18 protein-coding genes are annotated in these 15,883 nt (G+C 56.1%); 11 read left to right on the top strand and 7 right to left on the bottom strand.

The features are described from left to right. Positions 1 to 88 precede the first annotated feature (88 nt). Together Q8L50_RS07805 and Q8L50_RS07800 are read right to left on the bottom strand one after the other, a co-directional pair. Entirely contained in the window at positions 89 to 2,839 is a 2,751-nt protein-coding gene (locus tag Q8L50_RS07805; RefSeq protein ID WP_305348101.1) for a UvrD-helicase domain-containing protein, read from the bottom strand. A 483-nt stretch (positions 2,840 to 3,322) separates the two neighbouring features. Beyond that, a complete protein-coding gene (locus Q8L50_RS07800) occupies positions 3,323 to 3,541 on the bottom strand; it encodes a hypothetical protein (protein WP_305348100.1) in 219 nt (72 codons plus the stop codon). A gap of 344 nt (positions 3,542 to 3,885) precedes the next feature. Here Q8L50_RS07800 and Q8L50_RS07795 point away from each other — a divergent pair, with 344 nt between their 5' ends. Then, complete coding sequence (locus tag Q8L50_RS07795) at positions 3,886 to 4,377, top strand: thermonuclease family protein (protein ID WP_305348099.1); 492 nt, start codon at positions 3,886 to 3,888, stop codon at positions 4,375 to 4,377. On the opposite strand, the gene Q8L50_RS07790 is transcribed toward Q8L50_RS07795, so the two are convergent. Further along, positions 4,374 to 4,622 (bottom strand): hypothetical protein, encoded by a 249-nt coding sequence (locus Q8L50_RS07790; RefSeq protein ID WP_305348098.1) that lies wholly within the window; start codon positions 4,620 to 4,622, stop codon positions 4,374 to 4,376. The genes Q8L50_RS07795 and Q8L50_RS07790 overlap by 4 nt on opposite strands. Positions 4,623 to 4,733: 111 nt before the next feature. Beyond that, the gene (locus Q8L50_RS07785; protein ID WP_305348097.1) at positions 4,734 to 4,967 is read right to left on the bottom strand and encodes a helix-turn-helix domain-containing protein; all 234 of its coding nucleotides are present in this window, start codon (positions 4,965 to 4,967) and stop codon (positions 4,734 to 4,736) included. Between the two features lie 293 nt (positions 4,968 to 5,260). On the opposite strand from Q8L50_RS07785, the gene Q8L50_RS07780 reads away from it, so the two are divergent. Continuing rightward, entirely contained in the window at positions 5,261 to 5,713 is a 453-nt protein-coding gene (locus Q8L50_RS07780) for a hypothetical protein (RefSeq protein ID WP_305348096.1), read from the top strand. Between the two features lie 98 nt (positions 5,714 to 5,811). On the opposite strand, the gene Q8L50_RS07775 is transcribed toward Q8L50_RS07780, so the two are convergent. The 3 genes from Q8L50_RS07775 to Q8L50_RS07765 all read right to left on the bottom strand — a co-directional run bounded on the left by Q8L50_RS07775 (position 5,812) and on the right by Q8L50_RS07765 (position 8,335). Next, complete coding sequence (locus Q8L50_RS07775; RefSeq protein ID WP_305348095.1) at positions 5,812 to 6,363, bottom strand: hypothetical protein; 552 nt, start codon at positions 6,361 to 6,363, stop codon at positions 5,812 to 5,814. A gap of 231 nt (positions 6,364 to 6,594) precedes the next feature. After that, on the bottom strand, positions 6,595 to 7,890 hold the full coding sequence (locus tag Q8L50_RS07770) for a Y-family DNA polymerase (protein WP_305348094.1): 1,296 nt from the start codon (positions 7,888 to 7,890) through the stop codon (positions 6,595 to 6,597). A gap of 4 nt (positions 7,891 to 7,894) precedes the next feature. Further along, the gene (locus tag Q8L50_RS07765) at positions 7,895 to 8,335 is read right to left on the bottom strand and encodes a LexA family transcriptional regulator (RefSeq protein ID WP_305348093.1); all 441 of its coding nucleotides are present in this window, start codon (positions 8,333 to 8,335) and stop codon (positions 7,895 to 7,897) included. 55 nt (positions 8,336 to 8,390) lie between these two features. Here Q8L50_RS07765 and Q8L50_RS07760 point away from each other — a divergent pair, with 55 nt between their 5' ends. From Q8L50_RS07760 to Q8L50_RS07720, 9 genes are all read left to right on the top strand, one after another. After that, entirely contained in the window at positions 8,391 to 8,696 is a 306-nt protein-coding gene (locus tag Q8L50_RS07760) for a hypothetical protein (protein WP_305348092.1), read from the top strand. Positions 8,697 to 8,715: 19 nt separating this feature from the next. Continuing rightward, a complete protein-coding gene (locus Q8L50_RS07755) occupies positions 8,716 to 9,012 on the top strand; it encodes a hypothetical protein (RefSeq protein ID WP_305348091.1) in 297 nt (98 codons plus the stop codon). Positions 9,013 to 9,055: 43 nt separating this feature from the next. Then, positions 9,056 to 9,754 carry an SOS response-associated peptidase gene (locus tag Q8L50_RS07750; protein WP_305348090.1) on the top strand — a complete coding sequence of 233 codons (699 nt, stop codon included), beginning with the start codon at positions 9,056 to 9,058 and terminating at the stop codon, positions 9,752 to 9,754. 136 nt (positions 9,755 to 9,890) lie between these two features. Next, a complete protein-coding gene (locus Q8L50_RS07745; protein WP_305348089.1) occupies positions 9,891 to 11,564 on the top strand; it encodes a hypothetical protein in 1,674 nt (557 codons plus the stop codon). Next, entirely contained in the window at positions 11,555 to 12,424 is an 870-nt protein-coding gene (locus Q8L50_RS07740; RefSeq protein ID WP_305348088.1) for a Sir2 family NAD-dependent protein deacetylase, read from the top strand. The genes Q8L50_RS07745 and Q8L50_RS07740 overlap by 10 nt, the downstream gene beginning before the upstream one ends. A gap of 346 nt (positions 12,425 to 12,770) precedes the next feature. Next, a complete protein-coding gene (metK, locus tag Q8L50_RS07735; RefSeq protein WP_305348087.1) occupies positions 12,771 to 13,916 on the top strand; it encodes a methionine adenosyltransferase in 1,146 nt (381 codons plus the stop codon). Beyond that, entirely contained in the window at positions 13,913 to 14,416 is a 504-nt protein-coding gene (locus Q8L50_RS07730) for a DUF3293 domain-containing protein (protein ID WP_305348086.1), read from the top strand. Before metK ends, Q8L50_RS07730 begins: the two co-directional genes overlap by 4 nt. After that, positions 14,413 to 14,805, top strand: a complete 393-nt coding sequence (locus Q8L50_RS07725; protein ID WP_305348085.1) for a hypothetical protein — start codon at positions 14,413 to 14,415, stop codon at positions 14,803 to 14,805. Before Q8L50_RS07730 ends, Q8L50_RS07725 begins: the two co-directional genes overlap by 4 nt. Before the next feature lie 367 nt (positions 14,806 to 15,172). After that, a complete protein-coding gene (locus Q8L50_RS07720; protein WP_305348084.1) occupies positions 15,173 to 15,745 on the top strand; it encodes an HD domain-containing protein in 573 nt (190 codons plus the stop codon). Positions 15,746 to 15,883: the final 138 nt, after the last annotated feature.

Raw genomic sequence — 15,883 nt, 5'->3', positions numbered from 1 at the left:
CTGCGACTCGATTGCACTAACTATGATCTGAAATATCGACACTTTTTACCTCCCCATTTGTTGTTAGACGAATTGCAACAGCGCAACTCTACCCGCTAGATCGCCGTCGCATATCCCCAGGAATATTTCGCGTGTATGAACAGCGAGGGAAAGTGCTGCATCCAAAAAACATTCCGTACTTCCCCCTTCGCTGCACCAGAAAGCCTCCTCCACAACTTGGCCCAGGACACACCTCGCCTGTACTCGGAGAGCCATCAGCATTGAGCACCGCTAGCCGCTGCTCCTTCACCAATTCACTGATAAATGGCGACTCCTTGTGTGTGAGCGTGATGAGGGTAGCTGTTGACCTTGCTCGGGTGAGTGCAACATAGAAGAGGCGACGCTCTTCAGCGTATTCATACGAGTCGCCGTCAGGCATCGCTAACTGCAACACGGGGTCATCAGCAATTCGACTCGGGAAGCCCAGTTTCTCCGACGTCATCCGAGGAAGAATGACATGGTCAGCTTCCAGGCCCTTAGATGAGTGAACGGTAATGAACTCAACCGCTACCCACTGGGCGTTGTACGTTACTGGCAGGAAGGCTACATCCTTACGATACCGTCCCAAAAGGTAAACCTTGGCCTTTTTTCCGACGCTGGCCGCTTCTTGCGCAATCTCGTTAACACGACCCTCCACTGCGGAGCGGATGTGGTGCTCACTCTCCACGCTGACGATGCGGACCGGATATTCGATATCGGGCTTGGAAGATCGAACTTTTTTGGCAATTTGCCGTGGGTTTTTTCGAACAAAGGTGCTACTGATTTCACACAGAGATGGCGGGCAGCGAAACGTCATCTCGAGCCGAAGAGTGACGGCTTTACCAAACTTGCCTTCGAAATCGGTCATCACCGCCAGGTCGGCGCCCGCGAAACGATTAATGCTCTGCCAATCGTCGCCGACCGCAAAGAGGTATTTCTCAGATCCGCGCATCAGACTTGCCACCAAACGGGCCCGAGCTTGGCTGGCGTCTTGAAACTCATCAACCATGACAAGCTCATACGGGCTGACCCAACGCCCGCTTTCTACGCACTCGGTAGCCAGATTGAGCATGTCCTCAAAGTCGATGCATTGGCTGGAACGCAGCTTTTCCTCCCATGCCATCCACAACTTCTCGAAGAGTTGAAGAAACATCTCGTGTCGGAATCGAAAACTCCCTGCGGCACCAGCGTCCAGCCGATTTCGCAGCTCGGCTATGGTCAGTCTGTTGCTCTTGGCATGTGTCAAAAACGAACGGAAAGTGCGTGCCAGCCGTGGGCTCTCAATGGGATTACGCCCAGGTATCGGTCGCTCCGGGTTGGGATCCAGGGCAACTCCCAGCTTGGGCAGCTCATCGACGAGGTACCTGAACGCCTTGCCTGACCACAGTTCGGCCATGGTCGTTTCGAGGAGTTTGGTTTCATGCTGCGCATGCAGATTGCGCTTCCACGTCATTCCATCCTTGTACCCAACAAACTCTTTCGGCGGCTCACCCTTTTCATCCAACGCCCAATGTTCCAGGTAGGCCTGGGCGTCAGGCAAGTAGAAATCAGGTCTGTACTGCCGATGCGTAGCGTCTGCGGTCTCATGCTCGTACGGACCTTCGTACACGTATCGCACGCCGTTGTAGAACAACCAATTGGCTATAAGGGCCTCGCCTCGACTTTTGACCACCTCGTTGTTGAGCGTCCAGAAGCCGCCTCGACGCTGTTGGTTGTCCCACGAGTCGGGAGACTCTTGTTCCAGACCAAATTTCGGTAGGTCTTGGCCGAAAACGAGCCGGAACAAGTCCCAGTTGGTTCGGAAAACTGGGTCACCATCCTTAAGCGCATCCGCCATCTGGAGGAGTGCATCCAGGTCCTGGCCGTTCTCGAGCCACGGAGCCAGGGATGGACGCTTGCCGGTTGCGATGCCAATGATGTCCAGGCTAAATGCGTGGAATGTCTTGGCAACAACCTTGTCCGCCGGTAGGCCCAGCGGCAGGAGGCGCCTTTGGATGCGCTCACGCAGCTCCGCCGCGGCGTCATTGTTAAATGCAAGGAGCAGCATTTTTTCGGCTGAGAAATAGCCATGCTGAAGCACATATCCGGCCTTTGCCACCATGGTCGAAGTCTTGCCCGAGCCAGCGGAGGCGACAAGGAGTACTCGGTTGTCAAGGCAGATAACCGCTTCGCGCTGCTCTGTAGTCAGTGGAGACTTCTCCACACTGTCGAAAAAGGCTTGATCGTCCTTGACCACCTTGTCCGCGTGACGCCGATTTATGCCGCTGATGAATTCCTCGCAGGGCCTGCGCCACAGCTGGACCGCATTTTTGACGGGGTCGGACTGTCCATCCAGATGTCGCTCGACTTCAGGGTTCATCAGAAGTTGGAGCAGCTCTTTAGGCTTGCCGGCACTTATGCGATTCATGAACTCGTGACTCAGCCAGCCTCGCTGATTCAGTTGAAATTTGCACGCCTCGACGGTCGTCCGTGCCCAATTGACCACTGGGTGTACGTGAACGCCAAAACTCTTGATGAGCTCGGCGACCTTTTCACGGTACCTCTTGCCCTCGATGGCCGCGGTAACTGCCTTCTTCAGTTCCAGCGCTGCGGTATTGGGAATGCCATCAAGTGCCAGGGTGTTTCCATGAGCTCCGTGGACTATCAATGTCGCCCAAAAGGTCCCTGGATTTACGACTAATCCGGCCAAGAGCTCAACATTTCCCCTCATGGCTTGACCCTGCACCCTAAGGGCAAACTCCTCGTCAGTTAGCTCCAACGACCATTCCGGCGTTTTAGTGAAAAACTTTCCCGGTGCGTTAGGTTTCCAGATATGTTGCACGGTTTACTGGCCTGTCATTGGAGGTAGGGCTGAATATCGAGTAATCCTCCCCATCCTTAAGGGCACATGTTAACCAGCAGATGATAGAAAATGATCTCCCGGTGATTCCGGCGTCGTCGTTCAATACCTAGCCATAGATGATCTGTCATGCGGGCCTGCGCGGACCACTTGGACATGCAGAGGGAACTGTGGGAGGCGTGTGGCTTGCTTGTCTGAAATGTTTAGGCGTAAAAAAGCCTCAGTGCGTGGATACCGAAGCTCTAATTGCTGAAGTATGGATCACGCCCCTGAGGCACCCTGATTATCTGCCTTTTTCGATAACAACTATCAACAAACGGTCGAACCGCCAATGCAAATGCAAATGTGGGAATTTTTCGCCCCACGCGAAAGCTGGGCGGGTACAGGTTCAGTGCATCACAGCATGCTCTGAGAACCCGGCCAAGCGCACGCTGGGCCGCGCTGCCGGGTACTCCATTCGCGACATTAATTCGCAGCGTTGTTTTTAGCGAAGACGTCTCCCTGGACTTTCACTGGACCCAGCCAAACCGCCGCAGCTTCTTCTGGCAGCATTGCGCGCAACTGCACGTCTTTCCATAGGTCCACCGCCAGTTCCTCCAATTGGGCCGGCTCGACCGTGCGCCACCGCTGATGAAGCCGGTCGGCGCACTGGGCAATCCACTGAGTGGGCAGGAGCGTATCCATAGGTAAATCATACTGTACATCCATACAGTTTGCAAGTACCATGCTTGCCATTCAGATACCAGAGCACTAAGCATGAGTCCCTCCCCTCACCTCCGCGCAGCCGTTCAAGCTGCGCCTCCATCTCTGCCGACGCGCCCGGTGCGTACCCCGGTCTGGCCTTTTAGCATCGGCCGCAAGCCAGCGGCTGCTTGTCCCATTCGTGCCCGCGCGGCAGTGATCATCGCCACCACCGCCAGGCACTGGTTATCCTCAACCGAGTCATGACGTTCGGCCGTCTTTTTCCCTCGTTCTCAACCCCGGTCCCCGGCCGAGACTGGAACAGCTCATCCCGCGTGTGGATAGGCTTGATCCTGGCACTTGGCTCGCAGGTGGCCAGTTCGGAAACCATCGCGGGACGGGTTGTGGGCGTGACTGATGGCGACACCCTCACTGTCAAGGATGCGAGCGATCAGCAGTTCAAGATCCGTTTGTCTGGCATTGATGCGCCGGAGAAAGGACAGCCTTTTGGAAACCTGGCCAAGGAATCACTGAGCGAGATGGTGTTCAACAAGCAGGTGGTCGTTGAATCCAGCAAAGAGGACCGGTACCGGCGCAAGGTCGGCAAGGTACAGCACGAGGGTACAGACGTGAATCTTGAACAGGTCAAGAAAGGCATGGCTTGGCACTACATCGCTTACGCGAATGAGCAAGCGCCGGCAGACCGCGAAGCATATGCGAATGCCGAAGCAGAGGCTAAATCTCAGCGGCGCGGCCTTTGGCGGGAAAAAATGCCATCAGCGCCGTGGGAGGTTCGGCGGATCAAGGCCGCCGTCCGACAAGCACCCGCAGGAAATTAAGCTGCGCCGACGGCGTCCTTGACGCACTTCTTGCTGAAGCTGTTCTTGGCTGCGCCGGAAAGCTTCTTCTCTTTGCTGGCGATGTCGCACTTGGCTGCCGCATCTTTCTCGCACTTTTTGAGGAAAGAGATTTTGGCGGCGCCGGACAACTTTTTCTCAGTGGCGTTGGCGGTGCAGGTGGCGTCTTGAGCGAAGGCTGAGCCGGTGAAACCGAGAACGGCGATCGCGATAAATTTCTTGAACATGAATGCTCCTTGTGTAGCCCGATTTATAGATCAGGTTTAGACAATGTATCCCATGCTGTCGGGTATCTGCTTCGGAATTCAAAGCAGACATCCCTATTCAGGAAAAATGACCTACCGCTTGCCTCTCGCATCTTGTTCATGTTGATACCGCTTCATGACGCGCTTCATAAATTCAGGCAGGCTGTACTCCAAACCCTCAGCCAATCGCAGCAACACGCTAATTGTTGGCTGCTTGCGAGCTACTTCCATTAGGGAAATGTAAGGACGGTCAAGTTCGCAACGCCCAGCCAGATCGTCTTGGCTCAATTCCAGGGTGTGCCGACGCGCCTTGATTTCAACGGCCATTGCCTGGATAAGTTCCTGATTCTTGCTCGGTCGCATTACAGACGACTATTGCAAGGTTGTATACTTTTGACACGTGTCTATAGACAGCTAAATGACTTTTGGAGTTGATCATGTGTGACGCCACTAAATTCTGCAAGTCCGCCCTTTTATATGGCTTGCTCCTTTCATAGGCTCAAGCTGGCGCGTAGCGCTATTGTCCAGAGGTCAAATGGCTAGGTTACTGGGTTTGCTGCAAGAGCAACGCTGTGGACCACCCTTGGTATCTACTTACTGATTTTTGCCGGGGCACTAACATGTTTGTTACATATAAAGAGCACAAAGCGCCATTGAACCCCTTTGGAGACGGACTGGCTCATTGGAGAGCAGCAGAGCTGGCTCTTCAGCGCCCGTGGTTTCTTGTTTCGCTGACTCAACCCGAATCGATTGACGATGACTCATCACGAGTCAGCCGAACGATGCTTGTCTCCAACATCACTGATGTCGAAGGATTGGCACAAATGGAAGAGAATGGGGGACTGCAGCTTGACTCGGTATTCATCGTTACCCCTGGTCCCTTCAACGGCACCAGCCAATGGAAGATGGAGCCATTGCGGGCGGTCTGGAGTGCTGAAGAGCCGTCGCAGATTGGGCAGTTGGCCGATCTCTACGAGACAGCAGAGGGGGCGACGTATGCTGACTCCCTGCTTGCCACACCACTTAAAAGCTTTCACAAAAGGGTTCTCTACCGCACGTTTCCGTTGAAGTAGTAAGCACTCGCCTAACGATCTGTATGGCTGGTCGAGTCGCTTGGGGCTCAAGAGCATGCCGACTTGTAGGGGTACGCAGGCGTCCATCCGCCCAAAATTCAACTTGATTGGGACCCAAGCAGAAGCGCAGCGGATTTCGCCAAGTAGGCCGCCCGGAGAGCCAGGGCGTCAGCGAGGGCATGGTGTCGTGCAAGACCTCGGGTCTTGAGGGAGCGATAGCATTCTTCAGCCGCGAGCTCTCCTGTGATGGTTCCAGAGATAGCGTCGATATTTCTCGGGATCACGACTTCTCGCACTTGCTCCCATAAGCCGGCATCCCGTATGGCGTACTCCAACAACTCATAGTCCATGGAGTAATCGAAAGCGATTTCAATACTTCGTCCAGTGCCGGTAGCAAGCCCAAGGATCCATTCTCCTGCTCGACGGCCCATTTCCCACTCAGTTCCTGAAGCACCCGAGACAAGGCCCCATTGGTCAATGACGCCGTTGTAGCGGACAAACTCCGATGAGGTCTTGAGACGGGCTTTGCCGATAGCCGATTCCAGGTCGAGCTCTGCGTAGAACTCGTGGCCCTCAAGATCCGCAAGTCCAAGGCTGAGCAATTGGGGATCCAGAAGATCGGTGAATTCGATGTCTAGAAAAACGATCATTTGACTTGGGCGTACTAGTTTGGTGGCACGCGGCGGATACCGAACCTCCCGCCTCGTTGCCGAATCGGGTCCACGCTGTTGGGATTATTTCATGGGACTAAGGTCAACCGTCTCCCTTATGGCAGGAAGAAAGATTCATGGCTGCCCAAACTGAGTGGCAATGGGAAGTTACTACTTCGTTCTAATGAAGAAGCCGCCTCCTCAACCCCAAATTCCAAATACTCCTGAGCGTTACGCTTTCGCTACAGGCAGGTCTTCCCAGCTGGTGGTGTATTGCGGCGTTAGCAGGTTCTGCTTCATTTCGAAATCGCGCTGGGGTCCTTTGACGCCGGCACTGGCCAGCGTCACGGTGCCTCGGCCGAAGCGATCATTCAGCTTGTCCAGAGTGCCCATTAGATGACCGCGAGACTGTGGTTCGGGCTCCAAGTCTAGTTCTCCTTGCTCGATGCCACCTTCCTGTAGGTCGAGCAGCATCACGCCAGCCTTGGCGAAGTTGTAGCCCGGTCGGTAGATTGCCTCAATGCCGCGCACTGCCGCGTTCACCAGCACCACGCTGTCGTCTGTGGGTCGACGCAGGGGAATGATCAAGCTGCGACTGTACTTCGGCCCTGGCCTGAAGGCGCTGGTGTGCGCAAACACCTGTAGCTGCCCGGCCTTGCTCCCCTGCGTGCGCAGCTTGATGGCCGCGCCGCTGGCAAAGCGCGTCACTGCCGCCACCAAGTCAGCCAGTTCGGTCACTGCGCCGCCAAAGCTGCGGGTAAAGGCGATTTCTTTCTTCGGCGCAGGCTGGTCTTCCAGGCTGATGCATTGCTGGCCCTGTAGCTCGCGCACCGTACGCTCCAGCACCACGCTCCAGCGCCTGCGCACGGTGGCTGGGTCCAGACGCACAAGGTCAAGCACGGTCAACACGCCGCCCTCGTTCAGCTGGTCTGCGATGCGCCGGCCAACTCCCCACACCTCGCCCACGGCGGTGGCCTGTAGCACGGCGTCCAGATCAGCCGCCGGCAGGTTGGCCAGATTGCACACTCGGGCAAGCTCGGCTGGGTAGCTGCCAGGCTTGCGGTCGGCGCTCTTGGCGATGTGGTTTGCGAGCTTGGCCAGGGTCTTGGTGCTGGCGATGCCTATACCGGTCGGGATGCCGGTCCACTGCAACACACGTTCACGCACGCGCCTTGCGCGCTCGGTGATGTCGCCACGCAGGCCGGTCATGTCGATGAAGGACTCATCGATGCTGTAGATCTCTTGCCCCGGGCCCAGCCCGGCGGCGACGGACATCATGCGGTCGCTCATGTCTCCGTACAGCACGAAGTTGGCGGACAAGGCCACTACGCCGTGTTCTTCGGCCAGCTGCCGGCATTCAAACCAGGGCGCGCCCATGCGAATGCCCAAGGCCTTGGCCTCGTTGCTACGGGCGATGGCGCAGCCGTCGTTATTGCTCAGGACCACCACAGGGCGGTTTTTCAGGGCAGGGCGGAAAGCGCGCTCGCAGCTGACGTAAAAATTGTTCCCATCGACCAGCGCAAACATGGCATTACTTGAAGCGCTTGATGGTGGCAGTGACAACGCCGCAGATCGTCATGGTTTGACCGTCACGGAACAGGATGGCTGGGTACGTGGGGTTAGCCGGCCGCAGCTGCACCACGCCAGCGCGGCGCCAGAACTGTTTGACGGTGAAGTCACCGTCGACCTCTGCAACCACGATGTCGCCGTGCTTGGCCGGCAGCAGGGCCCGGTTGACGACCACAATGTCCCCGTCAAAAATCCCCAGCTCAATCATTGACTGACCCGAGATCCGCCACATGAAAGTGGCGGCCGGGTGGGTGATCAGCAGCTCATTCAGGTCATGCCGTTTGACTGCAAAATCAGCGGCTGGGGATGGAAATCCTGCCGGCACTGTGCCTTCCACCCAGGCGATCGGCAATGGTGGCCCGGGGGAATAGGCCACTGCACCCGGAGGAAGGTTGCTGTACATTCATACAGTATATTGGCTGGGCCTGGAGAAATGTTTTTTAATAGGATTTATTGCCATGGCCACCGCCCGCCTTTCGTCCAACCAAATCACCTTCCGTTTGCGGGCGTCCGACAGCCCGAGCGGTGTGTCGCGAGAGACGTTAAAACGCTTGGCGAAGCTGTTGGGGGTCAACGAAACCCAGGTGATTCACTTTGCCCTGCGTGAGCTTGCTGTAAAGCACCTGCCCCAGTACGAAGCCGATGAAGGCCCAGCTCCAGGGCGCCAGCAGCGCACACTTGCTGACAGGCTGAAATTGTTCGATCCCGAGCGGCATGGCGGTGAGGCCATGGTCTCCGGCCGTGTTGGCATTGAGAGGTTTTGAGCATCAAGTAATAGGAAATATGGCTGCCGCCCGCCGTTCATCCAACCAAATCACAGTTCGCTACCGGACAACCGATAGCGTGAGTGGTGTGACGCGGGTAGCAGCCAAACGCTTGGCGGACCTGTTGGGGATCGACGAAACGCAAGTGATTCACCATGCCCTGCGTGAGCTTGCTGTCAAGCTAGGTCGCTATGAGGTTGTTGCGGCTACCCGGGAGGTGACCGAACTCAAAGGGATGTTTGGTCTGGCTAAGAAGTCCGTTTCCATTGCATCCATGAATGCGGCTATCGCGCAGCGAGGATCCGCAGCCCGATGATTGGCCTTGATACGAATGGCCTAATGCGCTACGAGAGGTTTTGATGTGTAGCCATTACGAAGCTCTTCGGGCCTACGAAGACTACAAAAAGTATTTCGACGTCCTGCAGCCGACACCACCCCAGGGCAAGCTGGACATGTGGCCGCGCTACACCGGCACGTTCGTCCGAAAGCCGCCTGAGAGCGATCCACACGACGAGGCGGTACCGGCTAGGGAAGCCATGCTCGGCCGCTGGGGCCTGGTGCCATGGCGCCTGAAGCCGGATCCCGAAAACATCAAGAAGGCGATGGTACGTTCGACCTTCAATGCCCGCATCGAGGGCATCGAAAAGAACTTCACCTTTGGCCCTGCCTGGCAACGGGGACAGCGTTGCATTGTGCCGGCCGACGCCTTTTATGAGCCTGACTGGCGCACGGGCAAGGCCGTGGCAACGCGATTTGCCCGGGCAGACGGTCAGCCAGTAGGCATAGCAGGGCTGTGGGATGTGTGGACTGAGCCTGGCAAGCCGCCCCTGCTGAGTTTCACCATGCTCACGATGAACGCGACCGACCATGCGCTGTTGAAGGATTACCACCGAGCAGAGGACGAAAAACGGATCATTGTGATCCTGCCGGAGAGCCGCTACGGTGACTGGTTGAATACGCCGGCTGACCGGGGCGTGGACTTCATCCAGCATTACTCGGCCGACAACCTCGTGGCCACCCCGATGCCGCCAAAGGTGAAGGCGGCCCAGCTGCGTTAGCTCAGCCCACTGGGTTTGAGTTAGGCCCTTCATCTCACCACATCAGCTCTATGATTCGGGCATCGGTAGTTCTACGTGACGTGCGCATTGCTTAAAGTCAGATTGATGCCAGCCATACGATTTACGTGAGACTTTTGTGACGCTTAGCCCCCAAACCCTGGAAGTACGCCTCGAAGGAAGTGCTTATGGCCTTTCAGCGCGCCGCCTTTGGGAGCACACGGAATCTGGGCAGATTAACGTATTTCAGCTGGCAATCAGCACCGAGCCTAGTCGCAACGATCCCGCCAAGTTCGTAGATGTGGCCTGGATGTACGCCACGGGCCTCTCTCTGCTTGGTTGTACCTTACATGACTGGAAAAATGGGCGCGATGCCGTGTACGCCGAAGCCAACGGCGAGCCTCCCGACCGCGGCCAGCTTCGGTCCCCCGAAGTGATAGCTTTCCTCAAAGCGGTAGCAAAACATCTTGAGGTCGTGGCAGAGCGGCGGGCAACCCGCGATCAGCATGGGGACTTCTTTCCGGCCGCCACAGCGAAAGACACTTTTGGGTCGCCGTTTGTCTTCAGTACCTTGCAGCGCTTATTACAGGACATGGGTAAAACAGCGGCTGATGGAAAGCAGTGGGAGGGTACTGTTCGAAATCTTGAGAATAGGGGGCTACGTTCCGACGAACTCAGGCGATCAGGCCTGCTGCACTATCTGGAAGCTTTGAAACAAAGTGGCAAAAAAGTCACTGCCCAGCAGATGCTGGATGCCTGTGACTTTTCCTCTGCGCGTTTGTCTGTCATCCCCGTAGTGGGATATGCCCAACGACAACTCAATTTCGTGCCCGCTACAGAGCACCGATTCAAGCGAGCGGCCAAGGCCCCTAAGCCTCAGGCCGGTCAGGAGCGCCATGTTGTTGAGTTTGATCCTGTGCTCGGCTACCGCATAGAGGAGGTCGAGCACCAAACCCTATGGGGTACAGAGCGCCACTGGCTTGCCATCTCCCACGATGGCCGAACGCTTCCAGATTCTCAAAACAAAGCGCTGTTTGAGACGCCTTATTGGGCGGCATTGGCGTCGAAAAAGGATGCTAAAAAGCGATTTCCCAAGCGCGTGGCATTAGGACGGTGGAACGATCACGCTTGGACGGGTGGGCAGGACTACCGGGAATGGCTGGTGACTTTGCCCTACTACCCGAATAGTTTTTTCTCGACCCATTTCAGCATTCGGAATGTGCTGGCTCATATCCGCTGCGACATCCGCGATGGTCCAGATGATGAGAAGGTGCTGATGCTTCACGAAGTCCAAAGCGATTGGGCGAAAAGTACCCGCGACGCAATTGACATGCTCGAAGCAGATCCCGCACACGAACAGTTTCCGCCTTTGTGGCGGGAGTGGTCGTCCCTCACCATGAAGCTGGTACTTTTGCATGCGGCCTACCAAGGGGTAGATGCCGTGGGTTGGACCAAGGGCGTTCATCAGGTCCGTCGCTATGAGGGATTCGGCGCCAAAGGCCTGAAACAACTCTACGACCAGATCTTGCCGCGCGAAGTCAATCGGCTGGTTAAACCCTTTGGAATTGCCTGTGTAGAACTTGGAGTTTTCGTTCCAGAGAACTTTAGTATCAAGCAGTCCGAATCAGGGTATGAAGTCCGAGCATCAACGCTGCGACGGGCCTCGCTCTTGGGCACAGCCGCGACTCTCGAAGAAGCGAGGCGATTTGTGCCAGACGGCGGCCATGAAATCCTCTATGAAGTGCATGGTGTCAGGCTGTCGGCAGAAACGCGGCAGATCATGCTAAAGACTGGATTTCCAGTATGGGGCTGACCTTGAGCGCAAGCTGCGGCGAATCCAAGTTTCGACATGCGGCCGATGTAATCTACAGCGCTGATGCCCTAGTTATTGCAGCGGGTGCTGGCATCGGGGTGGACTCCGGCCTGCCGGACTTCCGGGGCAATGGGGGCTTTTGGCGTGCCTATCCCGCCCTAGCCAAGGCAAATCTCAACTTCGCCGAAGTCGCCAGCCCGCACACGTTTGAGCACAACCCGAGCCTCGCTTGGGGCTTCTATGGCCACCGTTTGGCTCTGTACCGTAAGACTGCCCCTCACGCTGGGTTCGACATCCTGAAGCGTTGGAGTGAGCACATGGCGCTCGGTGCGCGGATCTTCACCAGCAACGTGGACGGTCAGTTTCAGAAAGCTGGGTTTTCTGAGGACCAAATTCGCGAATGCCATGGCTCAATTCATCATTTGCAATGTATCAACGAGTGCAGATCTGGGGTCTGGCGGGCAGATAATTTTGAACCCGAGTTAGATGTAGAAAGCTGTCGACTGCTGAATCCACCACCGCGCTGCCCACAATGTGGAGCTTTAGCCCGACCGAATGTCCTCATGTTTAACGATTGGAACTGGATTACCCAGCGCACCGAATCACAGGCGAGGCGGGAATCGAAATGGCTAGAGACCATTACCGAGAGTCAGGCGCGAGTCGTTGTTGTGGAGATTGGGGCAGGGACATCCATTCCTTCTGTACGTCACTTTAGTCATCGGATCAGTCACGAATTCGATGGCTGCATCATCCGCATTAACCCACGAGAACCGCAAGTGCCAAGTTCCAGAGATATTGGCATTGGCACAGGTTCGCAGGAAGCCTTGCATGGCATTGACACGCTGTTGCACCTAGGGTGACAACTTCACACGTGCTTGTCTGGTGCATGCATTCCAGCGACTTGCATTTCACGCAGGAGCGGCCTGGAAAGCTGGGCGCGTCTGACTGAGGGAAGTCATGCCTGAGAAGTGGCTAGTCCACTGGTAGTTTGTCGACTCAGTGGGTCGTGCGAGGGAGTTGTATGGCCAACAGGTTGCAACGCGCATTGTTGACTGGCCATACAGTTTCCTGCAGAATAAAGCTTCGCCGATTTAGGACTACTTGCGGGCGAGTAATAAATGCAGCTAAACCGTCGGCCCAGAAACAGCCCCTGGTGACCGGCAATGCCGGTTCTTGCAGGGGCTGAGTTGTTTTTGGAGCCACCATATGATTCAAAACGGTCTTTTCTCTTCGGAATCTGTTTCCGAGGGACATCCTGACAAGTGCGCTGACCGCATTTCTGATCGCATCCTGGATGCTTTTCTCGCTCTCGACCCCAATGCCCGGGTTGCGTGCGAGACGCTGCTTGCTGACCAACATGTCGTCGTTGCAGGCGAGTTCAAGACAAGGCGACCTGAAGACTTTGAAACGGTTCGCGGGGCCGCGGAGGGAATTGTTCGTTCTGTGCTCTGGGAGACTGGCTACAAAAGTGCAGAAACGGGCATAGATCCGCAGCAATGCGAAGTGCGCGTACTTTTCAACCGGCAGTCGGCAGACATCAGCCAGGGCGTAGACAGAGCTGACGGAGAACTCGGTGCGGGAGACCAAGGCCTGATGTTTGGCTTCGCCTGCGACGAGACACCCGAGCTGATGCCAGCGCCAATTGTTTACGCTCATCGGCTTGTGCAGCGCCAAGCAGAACTGCGCAAGTTGGGAGCGCTTCCTTGGCTACAGCCAGATGCAAAGTCACAGGTGACTTTTCGCTACGTGAATGGAAAGCCCATTACCGTCGAAGCAGTGGTGCTGTCCACGCAGCACGATGAGACCGTTTCCCTCGAAGAGTTGCGCGAGCAGGTAGAACGTTTCATCATCGACCCGGTGTTGGAGGGCGTCAGACGGGGACCCAAAGTGCAACTGCTCATAAACCCCACCGGGCGCTTTGTTACTGGCGGCCCTAAGGGCGATGCCGGACTCACCGGTCGCAAAATCATTGTGGATACCTATGGAGGCTCTGCGCCGCACGGTGGCGGAGCTTTCTCGGGCAAGGACCCGTCAAAAGTGGACCGCTCAGCAGCCTACATGGCACGCTTTCTTGCAAAGCAAGTAGTGGCTCGTGGCTGGGCATCCAGGGTACTTGTCCAACTGGCATATGCCATCGGGGTGGCCGAGCCGGTCAGTTTTGTAGTGGAGACATTCGGCACCGAGACAAGCAGCAATCGTGATATTGCAGCACTGCTCCTGCGCGAATTCGATCTGCGTCCACAAGGCATCATCGAAGAGTTGGACCTTCTTCGGCCTATCTATTATCCGACGGCGGCTTATGGCCATTTCGGGCGGACCGACGTCGACCTTCCCTGGGAGCAAGTTCGATGAGCATCGCAGAAGCAATTCAATCACAGCCGCCAAATGAGCGGCCTGTCATGCCGGCTCAAGGCTTGGTCGACGCCTATCGGCTGACTGATTTCGTAGTGCAGAAAACCGACGATCCCATAGTCCTGCAGGTTGACCACCCGGTTCGTAAGCTCAAGCACTGGCTTGAAGCGCAAAAGTCGGCAAGCGCCGTTGTCATTTCTGCCTGGAATCCATTCAGCATGTCGCTGTCAATGGAGGAGAACACTAGGCGCAATCAAGAACTTGGGAGAGCCATAGAGATCGCTGGCCTTCGCAGTGTGTCTGCAAGCGGTTGTGCGCGAAGCGGAAATTGGGAGCCAGAGGCAAGTTTTTGCGTATTCGATGTACCCCTAACTTTGGTCAACGAGTGGATGCAGCGTTTTGAACAGTATGCGGTTGTGCGGGCCGACAAAAATGGAACATGTCGGCTGCTTTGGCACCCTGCGATTCGCACTGCCATGTCAGCGAGGGAGACGCCATGACTACAGTCACATCATTCTCGCGTGGCGAAAGTCTCGTGATTCATCAGGAATGGCGATCAACGATGGCTAGTGACTGGACCGACGCTGTGGTGGTGACCCGCAGCGGAAAGAAAGAATTCTCCGTTTTTTGCCGCAAACACGGGGACTTTTCGGAACGGGTCGGTGACCGACGGTGGTCCACCGTTGCACGAATGAAAGGGCTTCGAACAGCCATTGACTTAAAGAACGCTTTGGAGGATGCCCAGCAAGTTCTAGAAATCAGCTTGAACTGGAAGCAGGTCATAAACAGGTTGGCTACGCTCGACTGTGCGGCTGCTACCGCACTTGCGCCATTGGTGGGAATTGATATGCCCAAATTTCCGGAAGTTAGTGACCTGGATAAGGAGTGAGCAATACCAAAGCAGGACAAAAGCAATCCGGCAAGCCATCCGCGGGCATGTCGTAAAGTTCAGTGGAACCCGTTTAGCAGGCGCGACCGGAGCAGTACAGGGAAGCGATGACCAGGTGGCGTTCGTACCAGAAGGGCTCGGTACAGGACTTCCAACCGAGCAGCCAGAGGGGCAGCAACCTTTTCGGATGAGTTTAGTGACGTTCGAGGTGATCAGAGGGGCCTTGTTTGAAACCGCCCTGGGCATGACCTAAAATTTCTTGTCTAACTTACCTCCTGAGCGTCGGCCTCTTTCATAGCCCTAGCCGCCTATTGAACAGACGCGATCAAGGTGATATCGATTCACAACCACACTGTCGAGGAGCACCATGCTGACCGAACGGATTTCCCAGGCGCTCGCGTTAGCCGTAGAGGCTCACGATAAGCAGGTGCGCAAGGGCACCCAGATTCCGTACGTGGCGCATCCCATGGGGGTCGCTTCTCTGGCCTTGGACTTCGGTGCGGATGAGGATCAGGCCATTGCCGCACTCTTGCATGATGTGCTGGAGGACGGGGGCCTGCAGTTTGCCCCCGTGATCGAGGAACGCTTCGGCCGTCGCGTTTTAAAGTTGGTCGAGGGTTGTACGGACGGCGTCCCCGATGCTGCTGGAGAGAAGGCGCCCTGGGCAGAACGGAAGAAATTTTATCTTGCCCATCTGGCCGAAGCAGACGCAGAAGTGTTACTCGTTTCGGGCGCGGACAAATTGCACAACGCGCGAGCGATCCTGAGCGATCTGCTCACTGTCGGGCCTTCAGTGTTTGAAAGATTTACTGCAAAAAGGGACGGCACGCTGTGGTATTACCGCGCGCTGGCTGATATTTTTGCCAATCGTCAAGCTCCGATGCACGCAGCTTTGACCAGTGCCGTTGATGAAATGGAACGGCTTGCCACCATCAAATGATCGTGGGTACCGCTAACGCTTACCCGCTTAAGACGGTAAAAAGAGCCAAGCGTGCGCCACAGGCAAATCAGTCCAGCCCCCATGGGGAATGCCGAAATATTGACTTTCAACGATAGCTTGGCGCAGAGTCTGAACGGT

The organism is Polaromonas sp. (assembly GCF_030680935.1).
Taxonomy (GTDB): Bacteria; Pseudomonadota; Gammaproteobacteria; order Burkholderiales; family Burkholderiaceae_C; genus Polaromonas.
Note: the sequence above shows the minus strand (reverse complement) of the source record. Positions and strands in the feature narration are given on the sequence as shown.

Bases quoted from the DNA above. Each gene is read 5' to 3' on its own strand.
- Q8L50_RS07800 (WP_305348100.1), bottom strand. From the start codon at position 3,541: ATGGATACGCTCCTGCCCACTCAGTGGATTGCCCAGTGCGCCGACCGG.
- Q8L50_RS07775 (WP_305348095.1), bottom strand. From the start codon at position 6,363: ATGATCGTTTTTCTAGACATCGAATTCACCGATCTTCTGGATCCCCAA.
- Q8L50_RS07770 (WP_305348094.1), bottom strand. From the start codon at position 7,890: ATGTTTGCGCTGGTCGATGGGAACAATTTTTACGTCAGCTGCGAGCGC.
- Q8L50_RS07725 (WP_305348085.1), top strand. From the start codon at position 14,413: ATGACTACAGTCACATCATTCTCGCGTGGCGAAAGTCTCGTGATTCAT.
- Q8L50_RS07780 (WP_305348096.1), top strand. From the start codon at position 5,261: ATGTTTGTTACATATAAAGAGCACAAAGCGCCATTGAACCCCTTTGGA.
- metK (WP_305348087.1), top strand. From the start codon at position 12,771: ATGATTCAAAACGGTCTTTTCTCTTCGGAATCTGTTTCCGAGGGACAT.
- Q8L50_RS07790 (WP_305348098.1), bottom strand. From the start codon at position 4,622: ATGTTCAAGAAATTTATCGCGATCGCCGTTCTCGGTTTCACCGGCTCA.
- Q8L50_RS07760 (WP_305348092.1), top strand. From the start codon at position 8,391: ATGGCCACCGCCCGCCTTTCGTCCAACCAAATCACCTTCCGTTTGCGG.
- Q8L50_RS07755 (WP_305348091.1), top strand. From the start codon at position 8,716: ATGGCTGCCGCCCGCCGTTCATCCAACCAAATCACAGTTCGCTACCGG.
- Q8L50_RS07740 (WP_305348088.1), top strand. From the start codon at position 11,555: ATGGGGCTGACCTTGAGCGCAAGCTGCGGCGAATCCAAGTTTCGACAT.
- Q8L50_RS07750 (WP_305348090.1), top strand. From the start codon at position 9,056: ATGTGTAGCCATTACGAAGCTCTTCGGGCCTACGAAGACTACAAAAAG.
- Q8L50_RS07720 (WP_305348084.1), top strand. From the start codon at position 15,173: ATGCTGACCGAACGGATTTCCCAGGCGCTCGCGTTAGCCGTAGAGGCT.
- Q8L50_RS07785 (WP_305348097.1), bottom strand. From the start codon at position 4,967: ATGGCCGTTGAAATCAAGGCGCGTCGGCACACCCTGGAATTGAGCCAA.
- Q8L50_RS07765 (WP_305348093.1), bottom strand. From the start codon at position 8,335: ATGTACAGCAACCTTCCTCCGGGTGCAGTGGCCTATTCCCCCGGGCCA.
- Q8L50_RS07730 (WP_305348086.1), top strand. From the start codon at position 13,913: ATGAGCATCGCAGAAGCAATTCAATCACAGCCGCCAAATGAGCGGCCT.